Origin of the sequence: Pseudomonas sp. MWU13-2105 (genome assembly GCF_023242315.1) — a bacterium.
Classification (GTDB): Bacteria; Pseudomonadota; Gammaproteobacteria; order Pseudomonadales; family Pseudomonadaceae; genus Aquipseudomonas.
Window position 1 is genome coordinate 1 of the sequence record NZ_JALLIY010000007.1, and the last position, 15,314, is coordinate 15,314.

Annotated in this window: 18 protein-coding genes and 1 pseudogene; 10 read left to right on the forward strand and 9 right to left on the reverse strand. The window is 56.0% G+C overall.

Annotated elements, in window-relative coordinates:
* A pseudogene (locus tag M5B96_RS11465) lies at positions 1–252 on the forward strand (hypothetical protein); the annotation flags it as partial.
* A 70-nt stretch (positions 253–322) separates the two neighbouring features.
* Here the strand turns inward: M5B96_RS11465 and M5B96_RS11470 are convergent.
* Complete coding sequence (locus M5B96_RS11470; protein ID WP_248796821.1) at positions 323–1,708, reverse strand: IS4 family transposase; 1,386 nt, start codon at positions 1,706–1,708, stop codon at positions 323–325.
* Between the two features lie 134 nt (positions 1,709–1,842).
* On the opposite strand from M5B96_RS11470, the gene M5B96_RS32715 reads away from it, so the two are divergent.
* A complete protein-coding gene (locus tag M5B96_RS32715) occupies positions 1,843–2,109 on the forward strand; it encodes a toxin C-terminal domain-containing protein (RefSeq protein ID WP_412548601.1) in 267 nt (88 codons plus the stop codon).
* Positions 2,109–2,549 carry a hypothetical protein gene (locus tag M5B96_RS11475; protein ID WP_248796822.1) on the forward strand — a complete coding sequence of 147 codons (441 nt, stop codon included), beginning with the start codon at positions 2,109–2,111 and terminating at the stop codon, positions 2,547–2,549. The genes M5B96_RS32715 and M5B96_RS11475 overlap by 1 nt, the downstream gene beginning before the upstream one ends.
* A 248-nt stretch (positions 2,550–2,797) precedes the next feature.
* Here M5B96_RS11475 and M5B96_RS32590 read toward each other — a convergent pair whose 3' ends face one another.
* Positions 2,798–3,922 (reverse strand): tyrosine-type recombinase/integrase, encoded by a 1,125-nt coding sequence (locus tag M5B96_RS32590; protein ID WP_248796823.1) that lies wholly within the window; start codon positions 3,920–3,922, stop codon positions 2,798–2,800.
* Positions 3,923–4,208: 286 nt separating this feature from the next.
* Here M5B96_RS32590 and M5B96_RS11485 point away from each other — a divergent pair, with 286 nt between their 5' ends.
* Positions 4,209–4,526: a hypothetical protein gene (locus M5B96_RS11485; protein ID WP_248796824.1), complete on the forward strand. Its 318-nt coding sequence runs from the start codon at positions 4,209–4,211 to the stop codon at positions 4,524–4,526.
* Between the two features lie 85 nt (positions 4,527–4,611).
* Positions 4,612–4,695 (forward strand): toxin C-terminal domain-containing protein, encoded by an 84-nt coding sequence (locus tag M5B96_RS32720; protein ID WP_412548602.1) that lies wholly within the window; start codon positions 4,612–4,614, stop codon positions 4,693–4,695.
* A gap of 295 nt (positions 4,696–4,990) precedes the next feature.
* Here the strand turns inward: M5B96_RS32720 and M5B96_RS11490 are convergent, their stop codons facing one another.
* The gene (locus tag M5B96_RS11490) at positions 4,991–5,599 is read right to left on the reverse strand and encodes a hypothetical protein (protein WP_248796825.1); all 609 of its coding nucleotides are present in this window, start codon (positions 5,597–5,599) and stop codon (positions 4,991–4,993) included.
* Between the two features lie 918 nt (positions 5,600–6,517).
* Here M5B96_RS11490 and M5B96_RS11495 point away from each other — a divergent pair.
* Positions 6,518–6,961, forward strand: a complete 444-nt coding sequence (locus M5B96_RS11495) for a hypothetical protein (protein ID WP_248796826.1) — start codon at positions 6,518–6,520, stop codon at positions 6,959–6,961.
* A gap of 91 nt (positions 6,962–7,052) precedes the next feature.
* Here the strand turns inward: M5B96_RS11495 and M5B96_RS11500 are convergent, their stop codons facing one another.
* The 6 genes from M5B96_RS11500 to purM form a co-directional block, all read right to left on the reverse strand.
* Entirely contained in the window at positions 7,053–7,553 is a 501-nt protein-coding gene (locus M5B96_RS11500; RefSeq protein ID WP_248796827.1) for a GNAT family N-acetyltransferase, read from the reverse strand.
* A complete protein-coding gene (locus M5B96_RS11505; RefSeq protein ID WP_103499728.1) occupies positions 7,550–7,837 on the reverse strand; it encodes a DUF1778 domain-containing protein in 288 nt (95 codons plus the stop codon). Before M5B96_RS11505 ends, M5B96_RS11500 begins: the two co-directional genes overlap by 4 nt.
* A gap of 237 nt (positions 7,838–8,074) precedes the next feature.
* Positions 8,075–8,263 (reverse strand): hypothetical protein, encoded by a 189-nt coding sequence (locus tag M5B96_RS11510; protein ID WP_100940982.1) that lies wholly within the window; start codon positions 8,261–8,263, stop codon positions 8,075–8,077.
* Positions 8,264–8,626: 363 nt separating this feature from the next.
* Positions 8,627–9,340: a DUF3108 domain-containing protein gene (locus M5B96_RS11515; RefSeq protein WP_248796828.1), complete on the reverse strand. Its 714-nt coding sequence runs from the start codon at positions 9,338–9,340 to the stop codon at positions 8,627–8,629.
* Positions 9,341–9,348: 8 nt separating this feature from the next.
* A complete protein-coding gene (gene purN / locus M5B96_RS11520) occupies positions 9,349–9,999 on the reverse strand; it encodes a phosphoribosylglycinamide formyltransferase (protein WP_248797069.1) in 651 nt (216 codons plus the stop codon).
* 11 nt (positions 10,000–10,010) lie between these two features.
* Positions 10,011–11,069 carry a phosphoribosylformylglycinamidine cyclo-ligase gene (purM, locus tag M5B96_RS11525; RefSeq protein WP_248796829.1) on the reverse strand — a complete coding sequence of 353 codons (1,059 nt, stop codon included), beginning with the start codon at positions 11,067–11,069 and terminating at the stop codon, positions 10,011–10,013.
* A 377-nt stretch (positions 11,070–11,446) separates the two neighbouring features.
* On the opposite strand from purM, the gene M5B96_RS11530 reads away from it, so the two are divergent.
* The 4 genes from M5B96_RS11530 to M5B96_RS11545 all read left to right on the forward strand — a co-directional run bounded on the left by M5B96_RS11530 (position 11,447) and on the right by M5B96_RS11545 (position 15,303).
* Positions 11,447–12,505, forward strand: coding sequence for a DUF2066 domain-containing protein (locus M5B96_RS11530; RefSeq protein ID WP_248796830.1), 1,059 nt, complete (start codon positions 11,447–11,449; stop codon positions 12,503–12,505).
* 48 nt (positions 12,506–12,553) lie between these two features.
* Complete coding sequence (locus tag M5B96_RS11535; RefSeq protein ID WP_248796831.1) at positions 12,554–13,627, forward strand: AI-2E family transporter; 1,074 nt, start codon at positions 12,554–12,556, stop codon at positions 13,625–13,627.
* A 124-nt stretch (positions 13,628–13,751) separates the two neighbouring features.
* On the forward strand, positions 13,752–14,456 hold the full coding sequence (gene hda / locus M5B96_RS11540) for a DnaA regulatory inactivator Hda (protein ID WP_100940947.1): 705 nt from the start codon (positions 13,752–13,754) through the stop codon (positions 14,454–14,456).
* Positions 14,457–14,667: 211 nt separating this feature from the next.
* Complete coding sequence (locus M5B96_RS11545; protein WP_248796832.1) at positions 14,668–15,303, forward strand: C40 family peptidase; 636 nt, start codon at positions 14,668–14,670, stop codon at positions 15,301–15,303.
* Positions 15,304–15,314 lie beyond the last annotated feature (11 nt).

A 15,314-nucleotide genomic window follows, 5' to 3' on the forward strand; every position in this document is an offset into this window, starting at 1 on the left:
AATGGGGACAAGCCTGCCATGGAGCACGCTTTGCTTGAGTTGACGTCGGCGGCATCCATAAGAAAAAGGCTCAGTAGCGAGAACGGATATTCCGAGGGACTGATTTCAACCTTCGGCGTCATTTACGCCAAAATTGCCTGGCGTAGTGGTTATGAGGTGAAATGTGAGACGCCTTTCATTCCGGCGCAATGGCTTCCGGTCAATGCATTGGACCACTATGATCCGTATTTCAGTTTTTTGAGAACGATATGAACCATCTTTTGGAGAAGGCCAAAGAGAGAACACAACTATTCGTGGAAAAGGGGACGGATTTGAATGGCACTTACTTAACCTTCTTCGGATGTCCATTCTTCCTGACCTCGGTCCTTGCTGATCGGCGTGTTTTCATCAGCATGGGGTAAGGCTTGGGCCTTCGTTTTATTGCGCGCGGTTCAATCCTGCCAGGACGCTTTCCGACACGCTTCTGGGCAATCAGCTCGAGCAAATCCAGCACCTTATCATCCTGTTCTTGAGTCCCGTAGTGCCTCAACGCGAGGCATAGCTGAAGGCTATGTTTGAAGCTCAGCTCGCGAGGAAGGCAGTCAGCTAACAGGGCCGATTGCGCCATGATCATCCGTATCAGGTTGTGCGCCAGCAAATAGATCCACAGCTCTTTGACGGCCATACCCGGTGTCTTACAGCTCAGTGTTTCAAGCCCCAACGTCGTCTTGAGGTTGCGCAGATCCAGCTCCACATGCCATCGGTCCTTGAACAGTGATTTGAGGGCCGCTTTGGGCACTTGCTGCGGACAACTCAAGGTGGTGACCAGGATTTTCCCGCCGGCCTTCAGTTCACGTACGGTCAGCGTTTCAGGGGCCTCTTCGTAATAGACCTGACTCATCCAGGACGGTTTTGTCTTGGGCTTTTTCAACTCAATCAAATGATCTTCCGACCCCAAGATCTTTCCCATCTGAAAGTCCGTGCTACGCCGTCGAGCGCCGTATTGTTCGAACACCCCGTCCACTCCTCGATGTTGCAGCTCACACAACAAAAAATACGTCGCGTAATAGGCATCGCCCAGCACAATGTCACCTCGATCCAAGGTGTCGAGCATGGTTCTGAGCAGCGTCTGCTCATCGCCTCCTTTACCGCGAAAACGTCCCAACGAGGCATCCAAAACAGCACCGCTGGCGAGACAAACGATTCCCACCAACCGGCAGATGGGAAAGCCCAGCCCGGCTTTTTGCCCACGAGATTGCGGGTAGGCCTCTTGGTTGGCCGGCGTATCCGGCAGGGTGACCGTGGTGCCGTCCACGAGGCGCACAGGCCGCCCCCTCCAACGCCATGACGACGGAGCCTGGTTGCTCATTGATGACCCCGTGGAGCGCAACAAGGTTGAAACCACCTCCACCGGCAACCGCGCTCTGGCCTTGCAGTAAGCCCCCGTATGAACACTGTTGGGTTTCAAACCCGCGCAGGAGCGTTTGATAGACAAATCATTCACGGCATTCTGGCAGGACTGATCGGCGCTCATCGCCTGGGCCAAAAACATCGACAGTGTTTCGGTCGGCGGGAATAGCCGCTGGCGATGTTTGGGTATCGACGACTCGATACCCCGCAGTAGCTCTGGATTGGTGAGCAGCTTGAAGAAAGCATGAGCATTGCTGTTCGTGGCGTGCTGGCGCATACGTTGCTGTTGATGCCGGACGATTTGGCGTCTACGATTCACTCGGGCTGTGTCCTTGCTTGATCGGTGTGTGTTCGCAACTATCACCGTAGACCAAGACCAGCCTTTTTTCATTTTTTGCAGCTATATCAGTCAGTTAGTCGTTAAGTAAGTGCCATTCAAATCTGTCCCCTTTAGTGTCCCCTTTAGTTGGCGGCAGAGGTAGTTCTGGTGCAAAAGGGAGTATTTTAAAGGATGCAGCAGCAGATCTAGGCTACAGTCAACGCATTCCACCGCAAAAAGCTCCGTTTGACTCCCATGGTCAGAGCGTGTTTTATAATGGCAAGCAGTACATTACTCCCGACATAGACGGGCACAATGTCAGCGATGGTTGGAAAGTGTTTGATAAAAAGGGGAATAGACTAGGTACCTATGACAAAAATTTGAACTGGATTAAAAATTAATGACCTTTAACGTTGTGATAGCCCGGGAAGTGTCTGAATTTTTCGGAGAGGCCGTACTGGAGGGGCATATTGAGCTTTCAGGCTCAATAGAGCATTTTTATGCGCCTGTATCGTATTGGACTCGGGAGCAGTACATCGAAAGCTGGAAGCGCTCCTTTGCTGAAGGCTACGGTAGTAAAACGCATTCTGCTCTGATCGTATCGATGCATGATCCACTGCAGACGAATTTTTTGTTTGTATGGGTATTGTATTTCGGAGCGTCGAAGGTGTTTGTGCAAAATAAAGTATTATTCTTAGATGACATCGATGGAGCGTTCGAAGAGGGTAAAATCAATGAGTATGTTGATGGTCGAGCTACGGTTAATGAGGATGGGGCTAAAATTTCAGAATGGGAAGTTGAGCTTGATGATGTGCTGAGTTTTTTTGGCGAAACCTGTTAAAGTTTGGTATGTCTGTTTAAAAAAATCGATATAGACTGGCAGTGTTGGAGGAATAATAAATTTATTCCTTGGGGCTAGAAGGAGAGGGCGTTAATTTATTCAGAGACTACGCATGGTAAACGCTGGGACGTTACTCGCCGCTCAGCGCTTTCGATCGGCGCCGAAATTTCACATTAATAATTATTGGGAAAACATAAAGCTATCCACTCATGCATCTAAAAGATGCATGAGTGGAAGTAGTAAGCAAATTATCCTCGCGGTGGTTGAGTTACGAATGCGGCCCAATCTGACATCATCGCTTGGCGCTTTTCAAATAGATCACCGCGAAAATAGGCCGCCTCCACCTTGTCTTGCCGCACATGTGCCAAAGCCAGTTCGCAGACCTCTCTTGGATATTGAGTCGACTCCGCCGCCCAGTCGCGAAACGTGGAGCGAAAGCCGTGCATGGTTAAATCAGTGCGGCCCATGCGACGAAGCCCCATGAGCATCGACATGTTGGACAGATGCTTGCCTTCCCGAGCCCCCGGAAATACGTGGGAATTACCACGAATCCGGATCAAACCATTGAGCAGATCCAGGGCCGCTTGACTCAATGGCACGCGATGCTCCTTCGCAGCCTTCATCCGATGAGGCGGTATTTTCCAGACTCGCTTCTCTAGATCGAATTCATCCCAGGTTGCTCCAAGAACTTCGTTTGTTCTGCACGCGGTCAAGATGGTCATCTGCATGGCTTTGTAGCTGAGCTCGTCATGCTTACTTATTTCCTTCATGAACGCAGGCATCTCTACCCACGGTAGTGCGGGGTGATGGACCACGGATTTAACCCTGGAGCGTGGAGGTAGCAGTTTGTCGAGATGCCCACGCCACCGGGCTGGATTTTCCCCTTCGCGCAGTCCTCTCACCTTCGCGGCATCAAGCACCATTTCCAGTCGGTTACGGACACGGGAAGCCGTTTCTGGCTTGACCTGCCATATCGGGGTGAGCACTTTGAGTACATGCTCAGTGGTCACCTCTTTGGCACTTAAGTTTTCCAGCACGGGGTAGGCGTAGGTTGTTAACGTATTTTCCCATTGTTGGGCGTGCTTCGCGTTTTTCCAGCCGGAGCGATGAGCCGCTATGTAATCCAGGGCAACGGATTTGAAGGTGATGGCTTTGGCTTGTTCGGCGAGTGCTGCTTTGGCCACTGCCAACCGTGCGGCCTCGCGCTCAGCGAGAGGGTCTATTTTCTTTTGAAGGAGCTGTCGTTGAATCACCGCCTCAGAACGTGCGTCCTTCAGCTTCACGTCGGGGAATCCACCCAATCCCATCTCCCGGCGTTTTCCTGCCAGTTGAAACCGTAAGACCCAAGACTTCTTCCCGCTGGCCTTTACCACGAGAGAAAAAGAGAGAAAAAGGGGACGGATTTATTTGATTCTGTCGGTGGGCGCCAAGGGTCGGCAGTAAATGAACAGAAAATAAATCCGTCCCATTTTTGGGCACTGGTAAAGTACAAATTCTTGGGAAGAATAACCAAGGGTTCCCTATAATAAAATACGAAGGGGTTACTGGGGTAAATGTCAATAAGGGAGCTGGCATAGATAGTCAGCCAACAAATGTGTTTATAGTTAAAGGGACAACCAAACCTAGTATTGTTCCGACCAATCCAAATTGGAGTCAAAAATGAATTCAGGATTTGATTTGAATACTTGGAATTATCAGGTTTTGATGCTCGTCCAGGCAATGATAGGCGCGATTACTCCGAATTTTAGAATGGTTGTTTTGTCGCTGGATGGTGATGAGTGGGTGTTGACCTTTTATCTCGAAACTAATGCTGAAGATGATATTGAGGAGGTTGATGATATTGTGTGTCAATATACGGCCTACCAAGACTCTCGATTGAAGAGTAGGTATGAAGTTGTTGTGAGTGATAAGAAATTACCTCATCTTCTTAGTTCTGAAAGGGTTGTGTTTCGTCGTAAAGAATTTGTTGGCGAGTAAAAGTAATGGACTTTGGGTGATAGGTGGCAGAGTCCGAATCACGGGGTGGGCCTAATGGGCATGGTTCTTATTTGTTGCGTGAAAAATGACAGCTTCGGTTAAGGCGCTTGGGAGTAAGGGAGCGCGGGCAGGAACTTTTGATGTGTGTCTTAATCGCATAGGTGATTAATATGAAAGATGTTTCTGGGCAGCTAGGTCGGATTGTTAGGGGGTAATTAAAAAATTGATAAAGGAGTTTCAAAGCTTCGAGGATCAGGAGCTCCTGGTAGAAATTTAAGTTGATGATGGGGAGACAAAAAACCTATAAGGTTCGTCAAAAAAACTGGGGGATGTCTGCTGATGAATTGCGAGACGAGATATGTATGATGCAGAGGAATTAAGGGCAAAAAGAGGGAACTCATTGACCGGCCTTGAGTCAAGGTTAAAAATAGCCGTTCAGGCGTCATTGCGACGCCTGGACGTGATCACTGTGCAGTCTGAAAGATATATGTAAGTGTCGGCATGAGGACAAAGAAGGCGCCGATTGCGGCCCGGTGAATGATCTTAAGTTCATTGAGCCAGTTTTGAAAAGCCATGTCTCCTCTGATCAGCCAGCTTAGGTACCAAACGAAGCCGTTCATTAGGGCGCAGATCGAAAGGCCTACGATGGCAACACCCCCAAAGAATAACGTCCATACAAACCCATGCTTCGTGAGCATCAGAGGCGCCTCAACCAGAAACCAACCCGCGAAGACGCCAGTCATCAGTGTCCCAACCGAATATGATATTTCTAAGGCGATCCTGGCGCAGCCGGCGAAGAAGCGGCGTTTGGGAAACAGTACAAACAGCCCTAAGCCGATCAATCCAGGTGTCCCTGCAACATTCCACAGCTCTGGCCCCAATCCTTGAAACGAAGCGTTCTTCAGGTATTCAGGATGCAGACTCGGTGGCGCAATGCCTGCCAGCAACGTGAGCAGCATCCCAGCACAAGCGATCTTGAGATATTTCAGGGCTTCTGCAACGAATGCGTCCTTGCAGAAGAAGCCGTTACGTTTCAGCCATGCCTTATCTATGTTGATTTTTGTCCGAGTCATCAGAATCTACTCCTTTTAGTCTTTACGTGCAGTGGCGAGTAGTATTCACTTCACCGTGATCAAACATAGCGATGTGCCTGATCGTTTGCACGCCTACTCGATGCACTTGGTGGTCAGGAGTCTCTGAAACACGAGTTGACCGCTATGTGGGGGGAGATTTGTCAACGGACTCATTGGGTCTTGACGCCCATGTGCCGGCGTTTTGGCGGGCAATGGGCTCAATGTCGGCGATAGGCTATCCTTGGGCGATGTGATGCTTCAGGTAGCAGTGGGTCTTGCTTTCCACTCCTTTCATTGCGAGGAAAATGGATGTTCAAACTGTCGTTAACCGTGAGCCCGTTCAACCTTGACCGGTTACGTACCGATATACCCTGTCCTCGCTGTCGGCTAGAAACGAACGTGAAGTTGGGCGAAATTCGCCGGCGGGACTATGTAGTCTGCAGGGGTTGCTACTAGACAATCCATCTGGTCGACCACATGAGCTCTTTCCATCGGACGCGGAAGAAAATAAATCGAATGCTGAAGAGCGGCTCTTCATCAACATGGGGTAAGGTTTGGGTCTTCGCTTTAGAGCACGCGGCTCAGCAGCACCCAATCAATACGCGAAATGGCCTGCCGAAAAAACTCATATTTCCCACATGCTTCAGGCATGGGAGAATATTGCGTGCGCCAAATGCCGGGGTTACTGTTCAAGTGTCGCTGCAAATTCAGCGATCGGGCTTGGTAACCCGGATTTGAGTAGGCGCACAGCGCCGCGAGAGCGGCTTTTTTGTTTGTGTTCGCGTTATGGCGGGCTGTGCGCAGGAGGCTTCGGCCTGCCGGTTCCTATTCACCGGTTTACCAACCTGCGTACAGTTCGCCACCCCTTCGCTTGGTAACGAAATGTGGCGAACTCCTTTACTGAATAGGAGTATCTCCATGGCTAAGAAAATCACTCCCGATCCGCCGATCACTGGCAAACCCCTCAGCACCGCCGACAAAGGCCAGTACCTGCGTAAACTCTCTGACACACTATCCAGCGAGCCCGAGCCAGATCTGGCAAACACGCCCCGTTTGCTCGATACCCTCGCGTTCACCTGCGCCAAACCCGTCACCCCCGAAGCCCCGTACAAGCCCACGCTGTTCGCCATCCAACCGGGCATCAATGCCCAGGACGCACTGACCTACGTTTCCAATCTGCTCGAAACCGCGGAGCTCAATGGCGACGAAATCAGCCTGCATACCAACCCCGTCGAGCGGGCGTTGTTCTGGGGCATGTTGCATTCGGTGGAGGTGGCGCGGGCGGTGGTGGATGCGCTGCTTGAGGGTTCGTCCCCGTCCAATCAGCTGGCGTCCGCATTGGACAGTCATCCGACAGGTTGAGGCAGCTCCGCCAAGAGAGATCAGGCACTTGGCTGCTTGATCTCTTTTCCGTTTAAGGGCTGTGCAAAACGGTGTGTCGCGATGAGCGGATTCAGATGGATTTGAGCGGTAGGAACAAGCGTCGGCTTTCTGAACCAAGAGGCGAGAAACCGAATGATTCATAGAAACGCTGTGCTCGCTCATCAATGGCATCGACGACCATGGCGTAAATGGCGATCTCATCGCTGACGGCCAGGGTTCGCTTGATGGCATCGACCAGCAGGATTTTCCCCACCCCATGACGCTGAGCCGCGTGATTGACCGCCAACCTGCCTAGCAAGGCTGCTGGCACAGGATGTCGTGGGAGTTTAGAGGCGAGGTCGCCCGGCAATTGGCTGAGTTCAATCGACAGGGTGGAGAGCGTGTAGTAGCCCGCAATACTCTTCGGTTGTTCCGCCGTGGTTGCCACAAAGACTCGGCTGACACGGCGCTTCACATCCTGACGGGCCTGCTTTTGAATATAGTCATCCAGTGAGGCTACGCCGCAATGGAATCCAGGCCTGTCGTGATCACTCCCCAGTGGTCGTATGAGCAAATTTGAATAATCGGTCATTGGCTGGTGACGCGCTGATCATGTTCCTCGAAGGCGGCGGTCAGTTTTTCGTTGAAGCGGATCGGTTTGGCCAATGCATTGAAGAAGACTTCGGAGTCTCTGCTATTCAGGCTCATGGCTTCGTGCTCATGAATGGTTTTTTCAGCATGAGCCAACGCACTGGTCAGTATGAAATTACTGACGGTCTTGCCTTCAAAGCTCGCGGCGCGCTCCAGCGTATTCTTGGCGCTGGGCTTCAGCCGGAGATTGATACGGTCCTGTCTGGTGTCTGTAGCGACGCCCATGATGAATTCCCCTCGGCGAAGTGGACAATATTGCTTTGACTGTACGTCAAAATGGTGCCTTTCTCAATGCGATGACACCGATGATCAACAGGCTGGCCGCTGCCGGATTGCATGTTGAGCTGCATATCGCTCAAGTCGCTTAAGCCGGCACACCTCCACACCTGCTCCGGCCTGAAACGACAAACCCCGCCAGGTGTGCGGGGTTTGTCGTTTCACAAGTCTGTCACTGCCAGGCGTTCAGGACGCCTGCATCTCGCGTTTCTTCTCGAGGGTTTCCAGCTCGTTCTTATAATTATGAGCGTCGGTCTCGTTGTGAAACATGCCTACCAGGAGGTCCTGCTGGTGTACATCCCAGATTCGAATGCCGTGGGCAACGCCTTCATGGGACATGTGTGCATCATCGCGTTCGGTTACTTTTACGGTCATCTGCAAGCTCCAGTCTCTGTTGAACTGCGGCAACGCGTCGCAGGCCTCTGTTATATGATTCATTAGCCTCCTACGTAAATCGGTAACGGACGGAATTTATTTTTGCAGGAAGTGCAATAATGGCCGAAGGCCCGGATTGCGTGGGTTTGCGCCTTTCGGGCGGGAGTTTTCTGACAAAAGTTTCATCTTGGCTGCGCTGCAAAACAGCGTCCCAGACACTTGCGAGCGTGGTTAGGGTAAGAGGACGGTGGTGAATCTCAGGTCGCTATCGCTGGCAAGCCAGCTCCTACAGAAGCGTGGCGCAGGTTTTATCGTGGACATAAAAAAGCCCCGCGTTCGCGGGGCTCTTTCTGGGCGCTTGAATCAGCTGCCCTTGACCTCTTTGCCGGCCACGGTGCCTTCCTGGAGCATGATGTTGTACTCCTTGCCGTCGGTTTCCACCTGTTGCAGGCGGACCAGCAGGTAATCCCAATCCTTGGCGAACCACATCACGGTAGTGCGCTTGTTCTGCGTCGGGTCGCGCACGCGCTCGACCTTGATCGCATCCACCGAGCCAGCCTTGGTGCTGACGGTCTCAGGGCCCAGCACCCGGAAGTCGTAGGTGTCGGTGTCGGTGCCTTCGACCACCTGGTAGCTCATGCTTTTCTTGCCGGCCGCGACATCACGTTGCAGGGCCAACTGATAAGTCGACTTGTCGAGCATGCCGCTGTTCAGAGGCACCTTGACCGGATCACCGCGATCGCTGCCGGTGACCATCTTCGACGCCCAGTCGAAGTCCAGGTTGATCTTCTTCGCCTTGCCCAGGCCGCCACGTTCGAAGTTGTAGCTCTGTGGCAACAGGGTGTCCTTTTCGAGGCGGATGGTGCTTTCCTCGGTCAGGCTGGCGATCATCATGGAAGCCTTGAAACTCAAGGTCCAGGTGCCGTTATCGTTTTTCGACAGGCTGCGCTCGGCCGAACCGCTCATGGGCAGTTGTTTCCAGTCGGCGGTATAGCTGGCGGAGAAAGGTTGAAGATCCGCTGCTTGCACTGCCGGCAAGGCGAGCAGGGTAAGGGCGAAGAGCAGGGCACGACGCATAAAATCTCCTAGGTTCGAATCATTTGGCCGCTGGCCGCAAGTAATTGACCGTCCAACAATGCACCCTGTTCGCCCAGGACCAAACGCCCCTCGGCAAACCAGCGTACCGCCAGCGGATAAATCCTGTGTTCCTGGGTGTGGACCCGTTGCGCCAGACTCTGCGCGGTATCGTCAGACTCTACCGTAACCACAGCCTGTACGACCAGAGGCCCGCCATCGAGTTCCTCGGTGACGAAGTGCACGCTGCAGCCATGTTCCCGATCACCGGCTTCCAGCGCGCGCTGGTGGGTGTGCAGGCCTTTGTACTTGGGCAGGAGAGAGGGGTGGATATTCAGCAGGCGCCCTTGATAGTGGCGGACGAAGTCAGCGCTGAGAATGCGCATGAAGCCGGCCAGCACCACCAGTTGCGGATTGAAGGCGTCGATCAGTTCGATCAGCGCGGTATCGAAGGCTTCGCGACCGTCGAAGGCCTTGTGGTCCAGGGTGCGGGTTTCGATTCCCGCGTCCCGGGCACGTTGCAGGCCGTAGGCGTCGGCGCGGTTGGAGATCACCGCGGCGATGCGGGCCGGATTTTCACCGGTCCGCACGTTGTCGATCAGGGCCTGCAAGTTGCTGCCGGTACCGGACAGCAACACCACGACGTTACAGGTCGAGGTCATCGGCTCGGACATCAGTGGGCCTTGAGGTTCTTCAGCTCGACCTGGGCTGCACCTTCGGCGGCGGTGGCGATCTGGCCGATGACCCATGGCTGCTCGCCGGCTTCGCGCAGGACCTTCAGGGCTGCTTCGACGTGTTCCTGGGCGACGCAGATGACCATGCCGACGCCGCAGTTCAGCACGCGGTGCATCTCGGTTTCATTGACGTTGCCTTTTTCCTGCAGCCAGTCGAAGACCGCTGGACGCTGCCAGCTGGCCACGTCGACCACGGCCTGGGCGCCTTCAGGCAGCACCCGCGGGATGTTGTCGAGCAGGCCGCCGCCGGTGATGTGGGCCATGGCCTTGACTGCGCCGGTGTCCTTGATCAGCTTGAGCAGGGGCTTGACGTAGATGCGGGTCGGCGCCATCAGCAGGTCGGTCAGCGGCTTGCCGTCGAGCTGGATGGTTTCGATGTCGGCACCCGACACTTCGATGATCTTGCGGATCAGCGAGTAGCCGTTGGAGTGCGGGCCGGAAGACGGCAGGGCGAGCAGGGCATCGCCGGCCGCGACTTTCGAGCCGTCGATGATCTCGGCTTTTTCCACCACGCCGACGCAGAAACCGGCCAGGTCGTAGTCCTCGCCTTCGTACATGCCCGGCATTTCAGCGGTTTCGCCGCCTACCAGGGAGCAGCCGGCCAGTTCGCAGCCGGCGCCGATGCCGGTGACCACCTGGGCGGCGGTGTCGACATTGAGCTTGCCAGTGGCGTAGTAATCGAGGAAGAACAACGGTTCGGCACCGCAGACCACCAGGTCGTTCACGCACATGGCCACCAGGTCGATGCCGATGCTGTCATGCTTGTTCAGGTTCAGCGCCAGGCGCAGCTTGGTGCCGACGCCGTCGGTGCCGGAGACCAGGACCGGCTGCTTGTAACCGGCCGGGATCTCGCAGAGGGCGCCGAAACCGCCCAGGCCGCCCATGACTTCCGGGCGCGCAGTGCGCTTGGCCACGCTCTTGATGCGTTCGACCAATGCTTCACCGGCGTCGATGTCTACACCGGCGTCCTTGTAGCTCAGGGAGGGTTGCTTGCTCATGATCCAGGCCTTTAGGGGGGATTCAGGGGGTATCGACCGGCAGCGCTTGGGCTTGCTGGGGAACACGAACGGGTTCGGGTTTCCCTGGGGCCTGATGCTCGCCGGTCTGCGAAGGCGCGCGATTTTATCAGGCTTGGGCAGCAGCGGCCATCCTCGGGCCGACGGCAGGGTCATATCGTGTTAAAAAAATCCCCGTGCACTCGTGCTGGCCGCCATTGACCAGGCTGTATAAGGTATAGCCCTTGCCCCGCGATCTTTATGACGGGGGAAAACTTTTCAGTGATTGTGTGAATAATGGCACTGCGCCGTGGTCTCCTAAGCCTGTCGTCTATTCATGCGGTCATTACCTGCCGCTTTCTGTCCGTCGGGAATTTTTCATGCGTCTGATCAAATTATTGAGTGCCGGCTGTCTTTCCCTGTTGAGCCTGGCGATCCACGCGCAAACCCTGAATGGCTTGTACCAGGTACGCGAACCGGTCAGCAGCCAGACCCCGGATGAACGCAACCAGGCCACCCAGCGGGCCCTGGAAACCCTGGTGTTGCGCCTGACCGGCGATCCCAAGGCGCTGCAGAGCCCCGGCCTGGCCGAGGTGCGCAAGGACCCGCAGCAAATCATCAGCCAGTACGGCTATGACGCCGGGCCGCCGGAAAGCCTGCAGGTGGATTTCGACCCGGTGAGCACTGATCGCGCCCTGCGGGGGGCCGGGCTGGCGCTGTGGGGCAGCAACCGGCCGGCGATTCTCGGTTGGTGGCTGAATGATTCGACCGAGGGGTCGAACCTGGTCGGTGACGGTCAGGCGGCCGCCGAGCCGCTGCGCCGCGCGGCGCAACACCGTGGCCTGCCGCTGCGTCTGCCATTGGCCGACCTGGATGAGCAGATCGTGGCCACCGCGAAGAACCTTGAAGGCAGCGATGCCTCGCCGTTGCACGCCGTGTCCGAGCGCTACGGCGCCGATGCGCTGCTGGCGGTGCATGCCCATGAAGACGGCGGGCAGTGGCAGGCGAAATGGCGTCTGTGGCTGGGCGACCAGAAGGAGCAGGGCACGGCCCAGGGCACCGATGGCGCGGCGCTGGCGGATGCCGTGCTGTTGGCGGTGAGTGAGCGCCTGGCACCGCGCTTTGCGGCCAAGCCCGGGGCTGCCACCGAGCAACTGCTGGAAGTGCAGGGCATGACCCTGGAGCGTTACGCGGCGCTGGAGCATCTGCTCGAACCTTTTGGTGCTCGGCCGCAAAGCGTGGACGGCGACCGGATCGTCTATCAGGTCAGCGGCAGTGCCGAGCAGTTGCGCGCGCAACTGGGGTTGGCGAAGTTGCAGGAAGTCCCGGCGGGCGAAGCTTCGCCGGCGCTGGCCGCCAGTGCTCCGCCAGTTGCACCTGGGGTCGCGGCACCTGTTGCACCGACGCCGACGCCCGCGCAGTTGCGTTTCCGTTGGTAGTTTTCGGTTCTATCGAATTTCTTTCTATATATAAGGCAGAGGTCGTCCATGACCGACACACGTCGATGGTTCTGGTTGGGCGCGGCGATCCTGCTGTGCGTGTTCGTGTACCTGTTGCACCCGATACTCTCGCCGTTCCTGGTGAGCTTGCTGCTGGCCTATATGTTCGATCCGGTGGTCGACCGCCTGGAAAAGCTCGGGATGTCCCGGACCTGGGGCGTGGTCTCGGTGTTCGCGCTGTTTATCCTGGTGTTGATGGCCTTGCTGCTGGTGCTGGTGCCGATGTTGGCCAAGCAGTTCTTCCGCCTGTATGAACTGGCGCCGCAGATGCTCGACTGGCTGCAGCACACGGCCATGCCCTGGGCCCAGCACAAATTCGGCCTGGCCGACGGTTTCTGGAAGTTCGACAAGGTCAAGGCGGCCATCAGCGAGCACATGGGCCAGACCACCGACATCGTCGGCGTGGTGCTGTCCCAGGCGACGGCCTCGGGCCTGGCGCTGATCGGCTTTGCGGCGAACCTGTTGCTGGTGCCCGTGGTGAGTTTCTACCTGCTGCGGGACTGGGACCTGATGATGGCGAAGATCCGCAGCCTGCTGCCCCGTGACCGTGAGGAACGTATCGTTTCCCTGGCGGGTGAGTGTCATGACGTACTGGGTGCGTTCATGCGCGGCCAGTTGCTGGTGATGCTGGCGTTGGGGGTGATCTATGCCGGTGGCCTGATGCTGGTCGGCCTGGAGCTGGGCCTGTTGATCGGCCTGCTGGCCGGGCTGGCGGCGATTGTTCCTTACATGGGTTTCGTGATTGGCATCGGCGCGGCGATTGTTGCCGGCCTGTTCCAGTTTGGCGGCGACCTGTACCCGATGATCGGTATCGTCGTGGTGTTCATGATCGGCCAGGCCCTGGAAGGGATGGTGCTCACCCCGCTATTGGTCGGCGACCGCATCGGCCTGCACCCGGTGGCGGTGATCTTCGCGATCCTCGCCGGCGGTGAGCTGTTCGGTTTCACCGGCGTATTGCTGGCCCTGCCGGTGGCCGCGGTGATCATGGTGTTGGTGCGGCATATGCACGATCTGTACAAAAGTTCGGACATGTACGCTGGCCAGGAAGACCCCGATCTCTGAACGGCGCGCGCAAACCTTTGATTTTGCTTGTGGTCTGTTGCATTGTGCACCCAGCCTCACGGGTATAAACTTTGCAAACTTTACACAGAGGCCACTAACGGTTCCCGGTAACCGTTCAGTCAGCATGAAACCGATTCAGCTGCCCCTAGGTGTGCGTCTGCGTGATGACGCCACCTTCATCAACTACTACCCAGGCGCCAATGCCGCTGCACTCGGCTATGTCGAGCGGCTATGCGAAGCCGACGCCGGGTGGACCGAAAGCCTGATCTACCTCTGGGGCAAGGACGGCGTGGGGCGTACCCACCTGTTGCAGGCGGCTTGCCTGCGCTTCGAGCAGATGGGGGAGCCAGCGGTGTACCTGCCGTTGGCGGAGTTGATGGACCGTGGGGTCGAGTTGCTCGATAACCTAGAGCAGTACGAGCTGGTGTGCCTGGATGACCTGCAAGTGGTCGCCGGGCGCGCCGATTGGGAAGAGGCGTTGTTTCACCTGTTCAACCGTCTGCGTGACAGCGGGCGACGCCTGCTGATTGCCGCCTCGACTTCGCCGCGTGAACTGCCGGTCAAGCTGGCCGACCTGAAATCGCGCCTGACCCTGGCACTGATTTTCCAGATGCGCCCGCTCTCGGATGAAGACAAGCTGCGGGCTTTGCAACTGCGTGCTTCAAGACGCGGCCTGCATTTGACCGACGAAGTAGGGCATTTCATCCTGACCCGTGGTACCCGCAGCATGAGCGCCCTGTTCGAATTGCTCGAACGGCTCGATCAGGCCTCATTACAGGCCCAGCGCAAGCTCACCATCCCCTTTCTCAAAGAGACCCTGGGCTGGTAAAACCGGGGCTTTCAGCGTTTTTTCGCCAAAATCCAGACGTCACAAAACCCACGCCGGAAGCTTTTTTCGGGCGTGCGAGAACCGTATGGGTATTAAGTCCTTAGATGTTTTCAAGAAACGACCGAGTCACATCTTGTTCCATAAAATTTGCAAATGAGGGTGATAGAGGGCATAGTCACGCCTCCTAACAAATTCAGCCACGGTCGTGCCCATGCTAAATCGCTTCGCACCCCTCGTGCCTCTCGCACTTGTTACTCTGTTGTTCGGTTGCGCGGCGCATACGCCGGTTTCGCAACAACAGGTCGATAATTCGGTCAAAACCGCATCGGTTTCTGGCGTCAAATCTTCGGCCGTACTGGACGACGAACTGGCCACGGAAAAGGAACTCGCCGAGTTCGCCGACGGTAAGCCTTACCAGCTGCCAGTTCTTGCCGACAGCATTCTCGAACGTGGCATGTCCCTGATCGGTACCCGTTACCGTTTTGGCGGCACCAACGAGAGTTCCGGCTTTGACTGCAGCGGCTTCATCGGTTATCTGTTCCGCGAGGAAGCCGGGCTCGACCTGCCGCGCTCCACCCGTGAGATGATCAACGTGAAGGCGCCGTTGGTAGCGCGTAACAAGCTCAAGCCGGGTGACCTGCTATTCTTCGCCACCAATGGTCGTCGCGGGCGTGTCAGCCACGCCGGGATCTACCTGGGTGATGACCAGTTCATCCATTCCAGCAGCCGCCGCAGCGGAGGTGTCCGGATCGACAGCCTGGGCGACAGCTACTGGAGCAAGACCTTCATCGAAGCCAAGCGCGCCTTGGCGATGGCTCCGACCGTGGTCACCGCCAGCAACAAGTAATCGCTTGGACG